The organism is Flavihumibacter sp. UBA7668 (assembly GCF_002483205.1).
In the GTDB taxonomy this organism is placed as follows: Bacteria; Bacteroidota; Bacteroidia; order Chitinophagales; family Chitinophagaceae; genus Flavihumibacter.
Genome location: NZ_DLHM01000007.1, coordinates 419,600 through 437,597, shown reverse-complemented (window position 1 = coordinate 437,597; position 17,998 = coordinate 419,600). Strand labels below are relative to the sequence as shown.

16 protein-coding genes are annotated in these 17,998 nt (G+C 43.5%); 8 read left to right on the top strand and 8 right to left on the bottom strand.

Annotated features, from left to right (window positions below; translation table 11 throughout):
* Window positions 1–216: 216 nt before the first annotated feature.
* Entirely contained in the window at window positions 217–804 is a 588-nt protein-coding gene (locus tag B2746_RS19405; protein ID WP_290797773.1) for a YceI family protein, read from the bottom strand.
* A 104-nt stretch (window positions 805–908) separates the two neighbouring features.
* Between B2746_RS19405 and B2746_RS19400 the strand changes: the two genes are divergently transcribed.
* Window positions 909–4,112, top strand: coding sequence for a WD40/YVTN/BNR-like repeat-containing protein (locus tag B2746_RS19400; RefSeq protein ID WP_290797770.1), 3,204 nt, complete (start codon window positions 909–911; stop codon window positions 4,110–4,112).
* Between the two features lie 95 nt (window positions 4,113–4,207).
* Here B2746_RS19400 and B2746_RS19395 read toward each other — a convergent pair whose 3' ends face one another.
* Window positions 4,208–4,555, bottom strand: coding sequence for a response regulator (locus tag B2746_RS19395; RefSeq protein ID WP_290797768.1), 348 nt, complete (start codon window positions 4,553–4,555; stop codon window positions 4,208–4,210).
* Window positions 4,556–4,751: 196 nt separating this feature from the next.
* Between B2746_RS19395 and B2746_RS19390 the strand changes: the two genes are divergently transcribed.
* The 3 genes from B2746_RS19390 to B2746_RS19380 all read left to right on the top strand — a co-directional run bounded on the left by B2746_RS19390 (window position 4,752) and on the right by B2746_RS19380 (window position 5,815).
* Window positions 4,752–5,021: a YtxH domain-containing protein gene (locus B2746_RS19390; RefSeq protein ID WP_290797767.1), complete on the top strand. Its 270-nt coding sequence runs from the start codon at window positions 4,752–4,754 to the stop codon at window positions 5,019–5,021.
* A 64-nt stretch (window positions 5,022–5,085) separates the two neighbouring features.
* The gene (locus tag B2746_RS19385; RefSeq protein WP_290797764.1) at window positions 5,086–5,448 is read left to right on the top strand and encodes a phage holin family protein; all 363 of its coding nucleotides are present in this window, start codon (window positions 5,086–5,088) and stop codon (window positions 5,446–5,448) included.
* On the top strand, window positions 5,420–5,815 hold the full coding sequence (locus tag B2746_RS19380) for a hypothetical protein (RefSeq protein ID WP_290797760.1): 396 nt from the start codon (window positions 5,420–5,422) through the stop codon (window positions 5,813–5,815). Before B2746_RS19385 ends, B2746_RS19380 begins: the two co-directional genes overlap by 29 nt.
* Before the next feature lie 12 nt (window positions 5,816–5,827).
* Here B2746_RS19380 and B2746_RS19375 read toward each other — a convergent pair whose 3' ends face one another.
* The 3 genes from B2746_RS19375 to B2746_RS19365 form a co-directional block, all read right to left on the bottom strand.
* Window positions 5,828–6,259 (bottom strand): response regulator, encoded by a 432-nt coding sequence (locus B2746_RS19375; RefSeq protein ID WP_290797758.1) that lies wholly within the window; start codon window positions 6,257–6,259, stop codon window positions 5,828–5,830.
* A gap of 54 nt (window positions 6,260–6,313) precedes the next feature.
* The gene (locus B2746_RS19370; RefSeq protein WP_290797755.1) at window positions 6,314–6,478 is read right to left on the bottom strand and encodes a DUF1328 domain-containing protein; all 165 of its coding nucleotides are present in this window, start codon (window positions 6,476–6,478) and stop codon (window positions 6,314–6,316) included.
* Between the two features lie 116 nt (window positions 6,479–6,594).
* Window positions 6,595–7,989 carry a sensor histidine kinase gene (locus tag B2746_RS19365; RefSeq protein ID WP_290797752.1) on the bottom strand — a complete coding sequence of 465 codons (1,395 nt, stop codon included), beginning with the start codon at window positions 7,987–7,989 and terminating at the stop codon, window positions 6,595–6,597.
* A gap of 196 nt (window positions 7,990–8,185) precedes the next feature.
* Between B2746_RS19365 and rpoN the strand changes: the two genes are divergently transcribed.
* The 4 genes from rpoN to B2746_RS19345 are packed head-to-tail and all read left to right on the top strand — an operon-like array spanning window position 8,186 to window position 14,537.
* Window positions 8,186–9,595, top strand: coding sequence for an RNA polymerase factor sigma-54 (gene rpoN / locus B2746_RS19360; protein ID WP_290797749.1), 1,410 nt, complete (start codon window positions 8,186–8,188; stop codon window positions 9,593–9,595).
* Between the two features lie 23 nt (window positions 9,596–9,618).
* Entirely contained in the window at window positions 9,619–11,091 is a 1,473-nt protein-coding gene (locus tag B2746_RS19355; RefSeq protein ID WP_290797747.1) for a sigma-54-dependent transcriptional regulator, read from the top strand.
* Window positions 11,091–13,061 carry a PAS domain-containing sensor histidine kinase gene (locus tag B2746_RS19350; protein WP_290797745.1) on the top strand — a complete coding sequence of 657 codons (1,971 nt, stop codon included), beginning with the start codon at window positions 11,091–11,093 and terminating at the stop codon, window positions 13,059–13,061. Before B2746_RS19355 ends, B2746_RS19350 begins: the two co-directional genes overlap by 1 nt.
* A gap of 6 nt (window positions 13,062–13,067) precedes the next feature.
* A complete protein-coding gene (locus tag B2746_RS19345) occupies window positions 13,068–14,537 on the top strand; it encodes a hybrid sensor histidine kinase/response regulator (protein WP_290797741.1) in 1,470 nt (489 codons plus the stop codon).
* A 53-nt stretch (window positions 14,538–14,590) separates the two neighbouring features.
* Here B2746_RS19345 and B2746_RS19340 read toward each other — a convergent pair whose 3' ends face one another.
* Genes B2746_RS19340 through B2746_RS19330 form a run of 3 tightly spaced genes read right to left on the bottom strand, consistent with a single transcriptional unit; the run spans window position 14,591 to window position 17,996 of the window.
* A complete protein-coding gene (locus tag B2746_RS19340; RefSeq protein ID WP_290797738.1) occupies window positions 14,591–15,256 on the bottom strand; it encodes a porin family protein in 666 nt (221 codons plus the stop codon).
* 16 nt (window positions 15,257–15,272) lie between these two features.
* Window positions 15,273–16,784, bottom strand: a complete 1,512-nt coding sequence (amyA, locus tag B2746_RS19335) for an alpha-amylase (RefSeq protein ID WP_290797735.1) — start codon at window positions 16,782–16,784, stop codon at window positions 15,273–15,275.
* A 9-nt stretch (window positions 16,785–16,793) separates the two neighbouring features.
* Window positions 16,794–17,996, bottom strand: coding sequence for an NAD(P)/FAD-dependent oxidoreductase (locus tag B2746_RS19330; protein WP_290797732.1), 1,203 nt, complete (start codon window positions 17,994–17,996; stop codon window positions 16,794–16,796).
* Window positions 17,997–17,998 lie beyond the last annotated feature (2 nt).

Here is a 17,998-nt window from a genome sequence, read left to right as displayed (position 1 = left end):
TTTAAAGATTAGCCGGTGCATCTTTACATCATGAAGCAGCAGTAAGCGAATTGTCTCGGTTGTTACATATGGACAAATTCTGGATCTGGATCACTTAACACTACTAAAAAAGAAAAGCCCCTCTGGACGGGGGCTTTTTCGTTTAGGTGTCAGACACTAGTTCCAACATGTATCTGACACCTCTCTAACACTGTTCTAACACCTGTCTGACACTTATCACTTCACTTCATCCAATTCCACCTTCACGGTTACTTCTACGTCCTTGCCAACAACCAGTCCGCCGGTTTCGGTTGCACGGTCCCATTTCAGGTTATAATCAAAGCGATTAATAGTGGTAGTTGCCTTGAAACCTGCCTTACGGCCACGGCCACCCGCAATTACCCCACCATGTGATACTTCAAAGGTTACCGGTTTGGTTACATCCCGGATCGTCAGGTTGCCACTCAGGCTGTATTTGTTATTTCCCAATGGTTTCATTGAGGTGCTTTCAAATTTGATAGTGGGATATTTTTCCGCATTGAAAAAGTCATCGCTTTTCAGGTGCCCATCGCGGCGCTCATTATCCGTATTGATGGAGTTCACATCCACTGTAAAGGCAATCTTTGCATCAGAAAAATCATCTTTGGAGTGCTCTACTGTTCCATCCCACATTTTAAAGGTTCCTTCTGCTTCTGATACTACCATGTGATTCACCGAGAACCGAACACTGGAATGTCCCTTGTCCAGTTTCCATTTGGTTTGAGCTGAGGCAGAGAATCCAAGCGTCATAGCAGCCGCCACCATAAGCACGTTCCATTTTTGCATATAAATTGGTTTTATTGGTTAAACACTAAGGTACACCTTTCATCAATTTCCGATCATTGTTCCCACATTATCCTTTAATTTCCAAGTTCAAATTTTTACTGCACATGACACACTGGAGAAAATTAGGGCTGGCAGGCTTTCTGCTGGTAGGTTCTGCTTTTGTAACAACAGCACAAAAAAAGACAGCTCGAAAAACACCGGGCCCTGCACCTGTTGCCGAAACCGTTTCACTGGATCAGTTCAAAAACATGAAACCCCGGAATATCGGTCCGGCTGGTATGAGTGGCCGTATCACTGCCATTGATGCCGTGGTGGATGACCCCAATATTATTTACCTGGGTTCTGCTTCCGGCGGAGTATGGAAAACCATCAACGGTGGCCATGAATGGAAACCAGTTTTTGATGAACAACCCATCCTCAATATCGGATCGGTTGCGGTGCAGCAATCCAATCCCAATGTGGTTTGGGTGGGTACCGGCGAGGGCAATCCGCGAAACTCGATCAATATAGGTGAAGGCATGTATAAATCCATCGATGGTGGTAAATCATGGAACCGCACGGGACTCGAAAAAACGCGGAATATCCATCGGGTATTGATTGATCCCTCCAATCCAAACACCGTGTATGCCGGGGTTATTGGCAATCCCTATGCGTTCCATCCCGATCGTGGGGTATTCAAAACCACCGACGGCGGACAAAGCTGGAACAAGATTCTCTACACCAACGACAGTTCCGGAATTTCTGATATGATCATGGACCCCTCCAATCCCAATAAACTATTTGCCGCCATGTGGCAGCATTACCGCACGCCCTGGAGTTTCATGAGTGGCGGTGGCGGAAGCGGCTTGTATATGACCGTGGACGGTGGTAAAGCATGGAAAAAACTCGGCAAGGAAAACGGTTTGCCGGAAGGAGATTACGGCAGAATCGGTCTGGCCATTGCACGTAATAATCCGAATGTGGTCTATGCGCTGGTGGAAGCCACCAAAAACGGCTTGTACAAAAGCGAAGACGGTGGGTACAACTGGAAATTGGTAAACAGCAATCCGGCCTGGGTAACAAACCGGCCCTTCTATTTTCAGGAAATTGCCGTGGATCCGCTCAACGAAAACCGGGTATGGCTGATTTATCAGATGATTGCCAAAAGTGAAGATGGTGGTAAGGATTTTGAAGTGGTCATCCCCTATAATGGGATCCATCCCGATCACCATGCGTTCTGGATTCATCCCAAAGACAATAAATTCATCATCGACGGAAATGATGGCGGTATCGGTATCACCCGCGATATGGGTAAGAACTGGGTTTTTGATGAAAAGCTGCCGGTTGGGCAATTCTATCATATTAATGTAGATAACGAGCAGCCCTATAATGTAATGGGTGGCATGCAGGACAATGGCTCCTGGCGAGGTCCGGCTTATACCTGGATGAGCGCCGGTATCAAAAACTATTATTGGGAAAATCTCTGGGGCGGTGATGGTTTTGATGTGATGCCTGATGCCGAAGATGCCAGCTGGGTATATGCCATGAGCCAGCAGGGAAATGTGGGCAGATATAATGTTACTACCGGCGAATCCTGGACTATCAAACCGGCTAACCCCAATCTTCAAACGATTTTGCGGTTCAACTGGAATGCCGGGATGGCGCAGGATCCCTTCGATAAAAAAACCATCTATTTCGGAAGTCAGTACCTGCATAAGAGTACAGATAAAGGGGTGACCTGGGAAATGATTTCCGGCGACCTCACCACCAATGATTCCAGCAAAATTGATCAGAATAAAAATGGCGGACTGAGCCTTGATATCACTGGAGCAGAAAACCATTGTACTATTTTAACTATTGCACCATCTGCCAAACAGCAGGGAGTTATTTGGGTAGGTACCGATGATGGAAATGTTCAGCTTACACAGGATGGCGGGAAAAGCTGGACGAATTTCCGGGGTAAAATTCCGGGAATGCCCTTGGGATCCTGGGTGCAGCAAATCCAACCCTCCCGCCACAATGCAGCAGAGGCCATGGTGGTGGTGAATGATTATCGCCGGGGCGATTTCAAACCCTATATTTTTCGCACCCTGGATTTTGGTAAAACCTGGACAAACCTTGCAGACAATAAGAATCTGGTGGGATATGCGCTTTCTGTTTTACAGGATCCAACCGAACCCAACCTGATTTTTGTGGGTACCGAACAGGGCCTGTGGGTGAGTCTGAATAATGGAGTCAGCTTTGAGCAATGGAAAAACGGTTATCCTTCCGTATCTACCTATGATATGGCGATTCAGGAAAGGGAAGCAGATCTGGTGATTGCGACTTTTGGACGGTCGATTTGGGTTCTGGATGATATCCGACCCCTTCGTAAACTGGCCGCCAACAAAGGGATGGCCACCAAAACGGCATTGACTGTTTTCCCCGCACCTGTTGGTGTGCAGGCGGAAATCCGGAATGCCCCCGGTTATGAATGGAGTACCTGGGGAATCTGGGATGCAGAGAACCGACGCAGAGGTGCGGCATTGACCTATTTGGTAGATAAATCCCGCCTGGATACAAGCGCAAGGAAGAAAGCAGATAGTCTTTGGGTAAAAATTTACGATGATAAAAATGAACTGATCCGAACGTTGAAATGGAAGGCTGATTCGGGGTATAATCGCAATTATTGGGGTTTTGAGCAGAAAGGATACCGGCGTCCGGGTTCACCCAAGCCACGGCCGAATGCACCGGAGCCGGGAGGGGAGGATGTTTTCCCGGGAACCTATAAAGTGGTAATGGAACTGGCAGGCGTGAAGGATTCTACCATGCTGACCGTGGTGGGTGATCCCCGCATGGGAGATCGGCGCGAAGTATTATTGGCACAGCGGCAGTTAAGAGATCGGCTTAAAAAAAGCAGTGATAAATTAATCGAAGGGATGGATCGCCTGACAGATGCAGAAGACCTGACCAAAAAAATGGACGCACAATTAAAAGATCTTACCGGTAAGGACGCGGACACCTTACGTAAGGCAGGGAAAGCGATGCAGGAAGAAATCAAATCGATCCGCGAATTTATTAATGGAAAAACCATTGAACGCCAGGGCTATGGCCGTCCGCAGCAGCCACCCACTCCGATGAGTGTATTGCAACTGGCAGGCAGGTACATAGGTGCCAAGCCGGTGAAACCGGGTGCACAGGAAGAACAACTGGTGAAAGACGCAGAGTTCAAACTGGGTGAAGCAGTAACCAAAATAAATGCCTTTTTCAGTGGCAAATGGGCAGGGTACCGGAAGCTGGTGGAAGCTAATCCGATTCAATTATTTAAGGAATATCAACCGATACAATAAGCCCAAAGTGGCAGGTTGTGGATAAGTGAAAAGGTCCCGTTTGCATAATGCAGCCGGGACCTTTTATATAGCCGAGACCTGAAAATTTTCTATTCTTATAATCCCAGTTCATTCAATTGCTGTTGGGTAAAGGGCTTTTCCATAATTCGTAACCGATGCTGGTCCACATGTTGCGGAATAGTTGGATGGAATGCACTTATTAAATGAATATTCAGCTCCGGGTACTTATCAAGTAATTCCGGTGCCTGTTCCCATCCGAGTCCATCGGGTAGGTTATTGTCTAAAAAGAGTACATCGGGATTAAGCGTTGCCAGCTTGGCCAGGCCTTCTTCCAGTGTGTTTGCGATAGATACTTCGTATTGTTTTCGGGTAAAATAAATCTTCATCAACAAACACAAATCCTCTTCATCGTCTACGATTAGTATTTTCTTGGCTGAACCCATGTTTAAACTTCCGCTAATAAAATGCCACAATTTTTTACGCTTACCAGGGGGTGAATCCTTATCGGTATGGGGAGTATTTTCCCCATGAATTTCCTCTGAAATGTAAGCTGGGTACAATTTAGGTAAAGTTTAGTCTGGCACGAAGTTTTGACCAGACTAATCAGATTAAAATTTATAACCAGTTAAATTGAATACTATGACAACTACATCAAAAATCGTTTTAGGGGTACTGGGTGCTGCAGCAGCAGGTGTTGCAATCGGCCTATTGGTAGCTCCTGAAAAAGGGAAAGATCTTCGTAACAAGATTGCCGATAATGCAAAAAACTGGGCCGATGAATTTGGAACCTGGTTGAGCGATAAAAAGTCTGAAGCAACGATGGCTGCTAAGAAAATGGCATCCAAAGCAGAAGATATTGCAGATGAAGCTGGTCAGGAATATAATAGAGCCAAGCGCTCTATGAGTTAAGTGGAAACGGGTCGCATTGTCGGGTTGGGCAATGCGACATTTTTTAACTTCTGAACAGTTCATTATGGAAACACTAAAAACAAAGGCAGCGGATTTGTTGGAACACGGAGGCGAACTGCTAGACACCTATTATCGCCTGACGGTGGTGAATGCAACAGAAAAAGTTGCCAAAGCCAGTTCGGTAAGTGTAGTGGCCCTGGCTGCTGCCATATTCGGACTGATTGTGGTTTTTTTTGGTGGCATCGGCATGGCCTGGTGGATCGGTGAAACGATGAACAATATGAAAGCGGGCTTTTTTATTGTTGGCGGATTTTTTCTGCTGGGTCTGGCTGCGCTGCTTGTATTTCGTAAATCTCTTCTGGTGCCGATGATTCGTAACCAGATAATACAATCAATATATGATAAATCCGATACGCACACACCGTGATTTGCTGGAAGAAAAAGCGCGACTCAAGAGTCTGCTGGTAATTCAGAAAAACCAGGTTCGACAAGATTGGATGGGTATTGAAGAAGAATTGGAACCGGCTACCAAACTGGTGGGTTCACTGGGTATGTTTACTTCTACAAAATCCAATAACCCCTTGTTGAAATTAGGTCTGGATCTTGGTATTGATATATTGTTGCGCAGAACTCTTTTTAAAAATACGGGACTGCTAACCAGACTTGGCGCACCTATACTGGTCCGTAACCTTGCTACCAATCTTTTTGATAAAAAGGGTTCTGGTATATGGAAAGGGATTCAGTCTTTATTAAGTGGTAAAAACGGGAAAGAGACAGTTGTTCCTGCAGGTTAAAATATGCCTGACTTATGGAATTTGTGCTGTTTTGAACCAGTAAGAACGAATGTCTTCAATAGTCTTAACTAAATTTTCAAAACCTACTGGTTTTACTACATAGGTATTCGCCCCCAATTCGTAGCAGCGATTGATTTCGTTCTCATTTTTGGTGGTGGTAAATACTACTACGGGGATCTTCTTGAAACGGGGATCCTCTTTTAGTTCTTTTAAAACTTCGCGCCCGTCTTTTTTGGGCATATTTAGATCAAGCAGAATAAATCCTGGCAGATGATTTTCATTGCCTGCATCCTGAGGGTTCAGGTTACTCAAATAATCGAGCAGTTCAACTCCGTTCTCTACGAACTGGAGTTTACCGGTGAAACCGTTTTCCGCGAAAGCGGTTTCCAAAAGGAAACGGTCATCGGCATCATCTTCTGCTACGAGAATATAAATCTTATTCATAAGTAAATGTACAAAGAAAGGGCAGTGATCCTGCCCTTTCAATAAATTTCAGGGTTAACCCTTTTTCAGCATCCCTCCAATTAGGGATACGAGGAATAATACAATAAAAATGTAAAAAAGAATTTTTGCTATACCAGCTGCTCCGGCAGCAATTCCGCCAAATCCGAAAAGCGCTGCTACCAGTGCAACCACCAGGAAAATAATTGTCCAGCGTAACATAATTCGTTGATTTAGGTGTGATCAATTAAGATACTATCCCCCCGGTTAAATTATCGTGCCATTGCACCATTCACCCGACCGGTGGCACCCGACCGGTGCCACCGGTCGGGTGGAATTTAGACTTTGGGGAAGTACATGGTGAAGGCGGCTCCCTGGTTAACTTCGGCGAAGGCATCGATTATTCCGTTGTGATTGGCCATAACACGCTGACAGATAGCCAACCCGATTCCTTTACCGGATCGCTCTTCCTGTGAGTGCAGTCGGCGGAACAATTGAAAAACCTTGTCTTTGTATTCATTTTCAAAACCGATCCCATTGTCCTGAATAGTAATGGCATGATAATGTTTCTGAAGGGTTGGCAGACCTTTAATATTTATTTCATTGATATCCACTTCACGGTGAGTAATCGAAATAACTGGTGGCACCTCCTCTCTATGATACCACAACGCGTTGTCCAGTAGTGCTTTGAACATGGTATGCACCTGTTCAGGGTAGATATGAAGGTCGGGTAAATCTCCGATTTCAATTGTTGCCTGCAGTTGGTTGATCCGATCCTGCTTTTCCCGAACCACTTCTTCCCATAGCTTTTTGGTGGAAATCAGGACTTCTTTTTCTTTCCATTCCAGCAGGTTCATGTAAGTGGAGATATCCTCCAGCATCCCTTGCAATTTCTTTCCTGAAGCATCAATACGGGAAAGGATCATTTGACCTTCTTCATCCAAACGGTCTTTCTGACGAATTCTCAGGCGGTCAGAAAATGTCCGGATTTTTCGAACAGGTTCCTGCAGATCATGCGAAGCGGCAAAGGCCAGTTGGGTCAGTTCATCATTACTTTGTTTCAGGGATAACAATTGTTCCTGCAGCTCCTGCTGAAAGCGAAAACGATCCAGCATCGCTTTCACAAGTAATATAAAAGAAGCAAGAAAAACAATTCCAACTATTGCAGTAACAATTTTAAGTGTGCGGGGAGTAAGTTTCTGGAACCGTTCTTTTTGTTCAAACCGTTCTTTTAATAAACCTTCTTCTTCTTTTTCCATTAAAGCCAGGTTTTCTTTAAAACTGGCCATCAGATCACGGCCTTTGGCCACCCTTTGCAGGATATCTTTTTGGGAAGAATCGGCATCAACCGATAGTTCCAGCGATTCCAATAACTGAATCCGCAATTGAAGTGTGCTGCGAATCATGGCCAGTCTGTTTTCCTGTCTGGGGTTATCGGTAATGAGTTTTCCCAATTCTGTTATCAATCCCTTGTACTCGGACTTAATTTGATCCATCGGGACCAGATAACTGCTATCCCGGGTGATAACAAATCCTCTGATGGAAGTTTCTGCTTCTGTAATTACATCACTGAGGCTTTTCAGGGTCCCCATTACCTTATAGGTATGTTCCACCTGATTGGAATAACGGATCATGGAATTCATCCGCTGAAAACTTATGAGGCTGAAAACTACCATCACAATCAGTGTAGTGGTGAATCCAATAATCAGATATAGGAATAAATTACGCTTCATTAAAATTGTTTTCCCCGATATGGGGAATTTTAGCCACATTTGTTAAATATCCAGTGAAAAAAGCTGTTTAACGTGTAACAAAAATAAAAGTTTAAACTTCTTATAATCAATCCGTTAGAAAAAAAATTTACTATCCGGCAGCACTTATAAAAACTGGCTCTTTGCTTGATTCTATAAACCTACAAAACCTGTGTTTATGATCAGCCAGCACCAATCACAACAACAGACACAAAAAATTTTACCGCAGCAGATTCAGCTACTGAACCTGTTTCAGTACAACAGCCAGGAATTATTGCTGCATCTCCGTCAGGAAATGGAACAAAACCCCTATCTGGAGGAAGTAGCCGAACACAAAGAAGAAGGTCCCTGTGATAAATACGACCTCCAGGCGGAAGCGGAGTACAAAGACTGGGACGAGTATGCTTACAATGATGTGCCCGATTACAAACAAGAGTACGCCAACTATTTCAACGAATCAGACATGCCGGAACGTCCATTGGCTGCACCTGCCGATTTTAGGGAGGAAGCCAAACGACAGTTGGACCTGCTCAACCTGACCGATCGGCAGACTGCCATTGGTAATTACCTGATTGATTGCCTGGAAGATACCGGCTTGCTGGAAAAGGACCTCGATACGCTTGCGGATGATTTTTCCTTTTCCCAATTTCTGACAACTCCGGAGGAAATTGAATCAATACTTGGTTTTATACATACCCTGGAGCCAGTAGGTATCGGAGCACGTTCCATCGGAGAAAGTTGGTTATTGCAATTACGTTCCCGGACGCATAAAAATCTGATGGTACGGAAGGCAATTGATTTATTGGAGAATTATTACGAGGATTTCAAAAACCGCCGATTTGAAAAACTGATGGACAAACTTGAATTGGTTGAAGTAGAGTTTCGGGAATTGATCAGTTTCCTTAGTAAAATGCCTATGCGTCCTGTTGCGAACGATGTGCATTCCCTGAGTCCCAAAAATAATATCGTTCCGGATGTGGAGATTCTGCGTAACGGAGACGATTATACGATCATCGTTTGCGGTATACATAGTGAACAATTCCGTTTGAGTGATACCCTGCAGGAAAGTATGGATCAAACCAAGGATAAAGCGGCGCTTCAATATCTTCGTTCTAAAATGCAATCAGCCAACTGGTTGCTGTATGCAGTTAAACAGCGGAATGAAAGCATCATGAAAATTACCAAGGCCATCCTGCAGATGCAGCGTGCTTATTTTGAAGAGGGTGATATCAACCTGCTTCAGCCGATGGTACTTAAACATATTGCCGACAAGGTTGGTTTGGATATTTCAACCATCTCCCGCTTAACCAGTAATAAATATGCGCAAACGCCTTTTGGAACCATTCACCTGAAAGAATTGTTTACAGAAGGGATCGAAAACAAAGAAGGGGAAGTTATCAGTAACCGGGTAATCCGGCATGCATTGGAAGAGGTGATTGAACGGGAAGATAAGCGGAACCCTTATACTGATCAACAATTGGTAGGGATTTTATTAAACAGAGGATATAAAGTAGCCCGGAGAACCGTTGCCAAGTACCGTGATCTGCTGCATATTCCGGTAGCACAGGTACGCGCCATCTGGGCATAACATAAAAAACAAAAAAAAGACCAATGCAGAAAATTCTGGTAATAGACGATGATCGGGATATGTGCCTCCTCCTCAACCGCTTTCTTACGAAGCGCGGTTACCAGGTGGTGGAGTATTACAATGGCAGAAAGGCTTTGGAATATATCAGCTCAGAAAAACCAGATCTGATTCTTTGTGATTTTCGCCTGGAGGACATGGATGGCAAACAGGTCCTGATCAAAACCCGGGAAATTCATCCCTCTGTTCCTTTTATAATCATCACAGGTTACAGCGATGTAAAAATGGCGGTGGAAATTCTCAAGCTGGGTGCGTATGATTATGTTACCAAACCGGTTTTCCCCGATGAAATTCTGGTAACTATCAAAAAAGCGCTTTCTTCGGAAAGAACAGAGCAGCAACTATTCAGTAGTGCTCCGGCAGCCCAACCAGCCCGAAAAACAAAACCGGCAGGTGAAGAGGAGAAATACATTTTCGGCAAAACACCGGAGATGGTGAATATCATCAAACAGATTGAACTGGTTGCTCCAACCAATTATAGTGTTATTATTTATGGAGAAAGTGGCAGTGGAAAGGAAGCCATCGCACAGAAAATCCATATGCAAAGCAGTCGGAAGCAACAGCCGTTTATTGCAATAGATTGTGGTGCATTGTCGCGCGAGTTGGCCGGGAGTGAATTGTTTGGTCACGAAAAGGGTTCTTTTACAGGAGCCTTAAATCAGAAAATAGGCAGTCTTGAACTGGCAAATGGCGGCACCATTTTTCTGGATGAAATTGCCAATCTGCCCTATGATATACAGGTTGCTTTGTTACGTGTTGTGCAGGAAAGAAAAATTCGCCGGGTGGGTGGTAACAAGGATATTGAATTGGACCTTCGGATAATAGTGGCCAGCAATGAAAAATTATGGGATGCAGCGAGAAACGGAAAATTCAGGGAAGATTTATATCATCGATTTAATGAATTCTCCATTAATGTTCCGCCTTTGCGTGAACGAGCGGAGGATATTCTGTTATATGCCCGCCATTTCCTGACTTTAACCAATCAGGAATTAGGAAAAAACATTGCCGATTTCTCAGCGGAAGTGCAACAGGTTTTCAATAGTTATCCCTGGTATGGCAACCTGCGCGAATTAAAAAATGTAGTTAAACGTTCAGTTCTTTTAACAGATGGGTTACAGGTTGGATTGCAGGCACTTCCATTTGAAATTATTTATCACAATAAATTAAATTCAGAAAATTCCCCGGCAGTTGCAGCAACCGGGAATTTTCAATCATCGAATGCGGTTTCCATACCGGCAGAAACTGCGGCTGCACCTGGTATTCCAAGTTTCAATGAAAACAGTTTAAAAGCCGTGAGCATTGATGCAGAATATGAAATGATTGTGGAAGCATTAAAACAATCCAATTTCAATAAAACCAAAGCTGCCAAACTGCTGAATATTGATCGAAAAACCCTTTACAACAAAATGAAGCAATATCAGCAATTCAATAATATGTAATGACCGTAGAAAACGATTTAATCCCTATCCAGCAGCTTCGTGAGCTGCTTGCATCGGGAGAAAGCAACGAAGAACTGGTTAAGCAAATCACCAATTTGTTTCCTGCCCTTATTTATGTATATGATACAGATAAGGGCAAGATCCGTTATATCAACCGTAAGATTACTGATTTGCTTGGGTATACATGGGATGATGTGGCTTCCTGGAAAGAAGATCTTTCCCAATTGGTTTATCAGGAAGATCTGCCTACCGTACTGGAGGAATTGAAAAAACTCAATGCAGATGCAACCGAACATTGTTTCCAATGCAGACTGAGTCATAAGGAACATACTTTTCGCATTTTCAAAACAGTTGGTACGGTTTTACGACGTAATGAAGACGGTGCACCGGCAAGTCTGCTGCTGCTTTCGCAGGATATTACAGAACAAATAAAACTGGAAGAAGAACGAAGTGCTGCAAGGCAGTTGATTGATGATACCGAACAAATGCTGGGAGTGGGCATGTGGAGTCATGATCAGGCTACCGGTAAAACTGATTGGTCAGATGGTATGTACCAGTTGATGGGATACAGCCGGCAGGACCTGCCCCAGATTCCATCGGGTTTGTTTTATGAGCATGTCTGCCCAAAGGATCTGGAGATGTTGCGTCTGAAAATTCAGGAGGCCCTGGAATCAGGAAAGGAATTTCGCCATGATTTTTCCATTGAGCGTAAGGATGGGAAGCGAATTTTCATTACAACGGTTACCAAGCCGGTAGTGGATGAGGGTGGCCGGGTGTTGAAGTTAAATGGTATCAATCGTGATATCAGCGATCAGTACCAGCAAACCATGGAGTACAATGCCAATAAGGAATTTCAGAAAGAGACCGAGCGAATGCTGAATTACGGAATCTTTATCTGGAATGCAGATTCCAAACTCATTTCATGGTCAGACGGATTGTTTGAAATTTTTGAATACGACCGTGCTTCCTTTGCAACACCGCTCACCATGTTCTGGTATTTTGATCAGATTGTGGAAGATGACCGGGAGAAGGTTCAAAAAACAATCAAGGATGCATTGGCAGAAAAAAAAGAATTCGAAATCGAATACAGTATTCTAACAGGCAAAGGCAACCTGAAAATTGTAAATACCAAGGGTACGGTTGTGGTGGATAACAAAAACAATCCGATCCGGATGATTGGTAATACCCGTGACATTACCCATATCAAAAAGGTTGAAATCGATTTGCAGCGGAATTTGCGTGAATTGAATCGTTCCAATAAGGAACTGGAAGAATTTGCCTATGCGGCATCACATGATTTACAGGAACCACTCAGGAAGATTACGACCTTTGGTTCCAGGCTTTTTCAGAAATTTTCGGCTCAATTAGGAGACGAAGGCTATATGTATATTAATCGTATGCAGGTTGCAACGGATCATATGAGAAGCCTGATTGAAAATCTTTTGGAACTATCCAGGGTTACTCGGAATAAACAGCCCTTTGAAAAAGTGGGACTTGATAAATTGTTTTACGATGTCATCAGTGACCTTGAATTATCAATAGAAGAAACAGGCGCGGAAATTCAGGTGGGGAAACTGCCTCAGGTGGATGGTATACCATCTTTACTCCGACAGCTTTTTATAAATTTATTATCCAATTCGATTAAGTTTCATCAGGCCGGACAAGCGCCAAAGGTTGAGATCAGTTCGAGACCATTGAACAAAAAAGAAAAAGAAACTCATTTTCTCAGCCCATCATCCAACTATATTCAGATTGATATAAGGGATCATGGAATTGGATTTGACCAGGAATACGAACAGCGGATTTTTCAGGTATTTCAACGGCTGCATGGAAAATCGGAATACCCCGGCACAGGAATAGGACTGGCAATCTGTAAACGAATTGCCGAACGGCATAACGGCTTTATCAGCGCCTCCGGTAAGGAAGGTGAGGGTGCCGTTTTCTCTATCATTTTACCCGAAAAACAATAACCACAAATGCCTTTTTTAAATAAGCTTATCCGTATTCTGATAGTTGATGATGATGAGGACGATTTTTTTATTACCAGTGATTATATAAAGGAAATAGAAAATGGACATTTTCAGATAGACTGGGCGAATCAATATACCAAAGCGTTGGAAAATATGTGCAGCGGAACCTACGATGTTTATTTTGTTGATTATAGGCTCGGCGCTAAAACAGGTATTGATCTTCTAAGAGAGGCCGTCACTACCAATTGTGAAGCACCAATTATTTTACTAACGGGAAAAGGCAATCGTGAAATTGACCGGGAGGCCATGCGTCTTGGTGCATTTGATTATCTGGTAAAAACAGATTTGAATACGGAAAAACTGGAACGTACGATTCGCTATGCTCTGGAGCGTTCTGCCAATATAAAAGCCATTAAAAAGAATGAGCAAAAATTCCGAAATATTTTTGAGCAATCGATGGATGCAGTTTTTATAACGGATATGCAACTTCGGTTTTTGGATCTGAATCCGGCAGCTATTGAAATGTTGGGACTTAATCGGGAGGCGTTTACGCAATATGCACTAACCGATTTTATGGAGAATGAGTCGCTAGCTACTCATTTTCGAATTCTGCTGCAATCAGGAAATGATGTCAATGATAAGGAAATAGAGATTAAAACAGCCGAAGATGAAAATCGTTCCTGTATTTTTTCCGCATCGGTGGAAACAGATATGGAGGGTAGAAAATACATCCAGGGAATCCTGCACGATATCTCCAATCTGAAAAAAGCCGAGTGGTTAACCCTGCAAACGGAGAAACTGGCTGCTGCCGGCCGGTTGGTAAGAACATTGGCTCATGAGGTTAGAAATCCCCTCAATAATATCAGCTTATCAGCTGATCAGTTACTCCAGGAAATGAAGGATGAGGAGGGCTTGCTTTATCTTGATGTAATTCGTAGAAACAGTGCCCGTATCAGCACAATTATTACTGAATTGCTGAACAGTTCCCGTCCTTCAGAAATTGAATTGGATAAAACCGGTTTACAGGAGTTGCTGCAGGAAGTGATTGATCAGGCAGCAGATAGTTTACAATTGAAAAATGTAGAGTTGGTGGTGGATTTTCAGCCATCTACATTTTATGTTTTGGCTGACAAGAGCAAATTGAAAATTGCTTTTATGAACCTGGTCGTGAATGCAATTGAGGCGATGGAGACAACTGAAAAATCGCGCCTTATTGTCCGACTTTTTTCTCAGGAGAATCAGGCGATTTGTGAAATTACCGATAATGGGTGTGGTATAACTGCAGAAAACCTGAGTCGCTTGTTTGAACCATATTATACCAGCAAGAGAAATGGGATGGGATTGGGGTTGGCTTCCACCATGAATATTATTCAATCGCATAAGGGATATATTGAAGTGTATTCGAAACCGGATCAGGGAACAAGTTTTATAGTTCATTTACCTCTGGAAGAAACCAGTAAAATGCCCTGTACCTAAAAGAAAAAAGCTGCCTTACGGCAGCCTTTTTTACGGGATTCGGATACTCCAACCTAAAACCCGACACCTATAAATAAGCTGATATTGCTGTTTTTGGTATCGCGGAAAGCTTCACCGGCAATGGATCCGGATTTGCCTACTTCTCTCATACCGAGCGTGTAACGGGCACCGATTGTAGTAGGTCCCAGATCAATACCAAAACCTGCAGCCAGACCATAATCAAAACGATTCAGGTTTTCCGGATTCAAGTCGGCAATTTCATCTACTGATCCATCAGATTCAAGATCGGTGATATTCGCACCTGCCAGATAACTAACATATGGACCGGCATGAATGTTGAAATTTTTAGCGAGATTAATCACACCCAGCACCGGCATTTCTATATAGTGCAAATTGGTACGATATTCTCCTTCGCCAAAAACGGCATTGTCATAAGTACGTTTACTTCCCTTGTTGGAATACAGTAATTCAGGTTGAATAGAAAATCCTTTAAATACGGGTAATTTGGCATACACACCAGCATTCAAACCCGCTTTAAGGTTATTGTCATTCACCTCATCACTGTAAAAATTACTAAGGTTCAAACCTGCTTTAACACCGAAACGGGGACTTAGTCCGTTTCCACTCATTTCCTGTTGTTGGGCCTGCAGCTGACTGGTGCTAAAAATTGCACCTGCAGTTACAAAGAGTACGGCCAGATTTCTCCATTCTTTTCTCATATAATACGATTTTGTATCAGAGAGAAGAAAAATTCTGTGCCAGCTCTTTTGTTACCCAAACCGAGAGATTTCCAGCCGGACAGGGAAAGTCTGCCCCACCTTTTTCATTTAATATGATTTCCGAGGGAATTTTACCCAAAATGTCCACCATTTTCCGTCCGGCACGATGTGTTCCCAACTCCATATATTTCCATCCATCCGAACCATTGGATAACACAACTGCGAAACCACTGTTCTCCTCTTCAACCGTGCCTGTTCGTATCCAGCCAATGCAGTTCGGATGATCGAAATAATCATGCTGATCGCCTTTTAGGCTAAGTTTTCGGAGCTTAAGCAGGGTGGGTAATTCTTCCACTGCAGACAACCAAATTTCATATTCCTGCCCATCGTCCCCATGATCTTTATAATGGGCTCCATAGAGTGCCGGATAAAAGACGCAGGGAATGCCCTCCTGCCTCAGCAAGATCAATGAATAAGCTATTGGCTTAAACCAGGCTTCAACCGGCGATTCGAGCTCCTGAAGGGGTTGCGTATCGTGATTATCTACCAGCGTAACAGTGAGTTCGGGGATTATTTTCACCAGGGAATTGTCGAAAATATGCCGCATATCAAAGTCTTTACCCATTCGGGATGCCACATAAAAATTTTGGTGAAGCGGTGCATCGAAGAGCTGCACTCTGCCAGACGTTGCATCAATATACTGATGTAATGCAGTTACATCATGAACATTCCAATATTCGCCTACAATGAATAACTGATCGTGGCAGTATTCCTGAACATAATCCACCCATTCATTGATGATTTTTGGTGACATGTGTTTCACGGCATCCAGGCGAAATCCACCTGCATTGGTAGTTTCGAGATACCATCTTCCCCAATGTTTGAGTTCTTCACGTACATGTGGATTTCGAAATTCGATATCTGCATTCATCAGGTAATCGTAATTACCCAATTCGTCATCTGTGAGGTCTTCCCATCCTTCTCCGAATTCATTCTGAATGGAAAATATTCCACTCTCCTCAATATCTTTTGCCCAGTCGATACCAGTAAAACAGGTATGGTCCCAGATGAAATTGGAATATTTCTGCCCTCTTCCCGGGAAGGTGAATTTTGTCCAGGCTTCTATTTCAAACGGTTCACTTATAAATTCTTTTCTATTATTCGGATCAACTCTGCGAACGGTTATTTTTTCCGATTCATCGGCGCCTGCTTTATGATTGAATACCACATCTGCAATTACTTTTATACCATTCTGGTGGCAGGCTTCGATGGCTGCCAGGTATTCTTCTCTGGTACCATATTTAGTGCGAATGGATCCCTTTTGGTCAAATTCGCCCAAATCAAACAGGTCATAGGTGTCATAACCGACAGAGTAACCACCGGAAGCCCCTTTATAGGCAGGCGGCAACCAAACGGCATTGATTCCTGTTTTGGCTAATTCAGGTGCTTTTTCTTTAAGTTGGTTCCATAGGGAACCGTCGGACGGATAGTACCAGTGAAAGAATTGTGCAAGGGTGATGGGTGTCATGGTTTTTTGTTAACGGTTAAAAGAAAAAATACGCATATCAGGGTGTGGTTTTTTGCATAGGGCTGCGGTAATTTGTTCAGCTGCAAGCAAACTAAAGGTGATTCCATTTCCGCCAAAGCCTAAAGCAAAAGAGGTGTTGGGCCGCTGGGGTATGGAACCTATATAGGGCAGTCCGTCTTTTGTTGACGCGAATGTGCCGGCCCATTGAAAATCAATTTTAAATGGAATGGCTGGAAATTTTTTCTTGAATTGGGCAAGTAATTGTTTTGACTTAGACTGAATATTGGCATCGCGTTTTTCTGGCGAATAAAAATCATCATCGAGTCCGCCTATAAGAACACGTTTATCTTTTGTAGTTCGAAGATATAGATAAGGTTCAGCGGTTTCCCAGATCAGGCAGTTACGAAACCAGAAATCCTGATCAGGCATTGGTTCACTGACCATAGCATAAGTGGAATGCAGGGTTTCCACTTTTTTCGGAATATAGTTCTGCGATTCATACCCGCCAGCAATTATCAGGTGCCTGGCAGTTAAATAGTACCCCTGTTCTGTAAGCAGTTCTACTGATTTTTTATGGTAGTTGATTTTTGTAACTGCCGTATTGTCAAATACACGAGCTCCTTTTCGAATACAGGATTGCAGCAAATGATGAGTGAGTTGATAGGCATCTACTTCTGCACCGAGTTGGGAATAAATTGCAGCAGGTGCTTCAAAACCCATGGTATCATGGAATTTATCCGGTTCCCACCAGCTGACCTTAAAACCATGTTTTTTCCGAAGACGAAATTCTTTTTCCAGATCAGGTACATGTTTTTTAAAGGAAGCATATTGCAAACTTGGTCGATAGGTAAATCCGGCATTGCCTTTAAACTTTCGGCAGATTTTTTCGACCGCCTCTATAGCGTATGAGCAAAGTTCGTAACTGCGTACGGCGTTTGTCTCACCCACTTTGTCAATTAATTCGTGCAACGGAGTATCTATTTCATACTGCAGCAAGGCGGTACTGGCTGCAGTCGATCCCATGCCGGCATGCCGTTTATCGCAGACAATTACACGAAATCCGGCGTTTACCAGATGCCAGGCACACAAGGCTCCGGTAATACCGGCGCCCATAACAACAAGTTCGGTTTTTTCATTTTGGGTAAGGGAGGGATAATTGCTGATCAATCCATTTTTGAGCAGCCAATAAGGGTTTGGGGAACGCAGGTCCATTT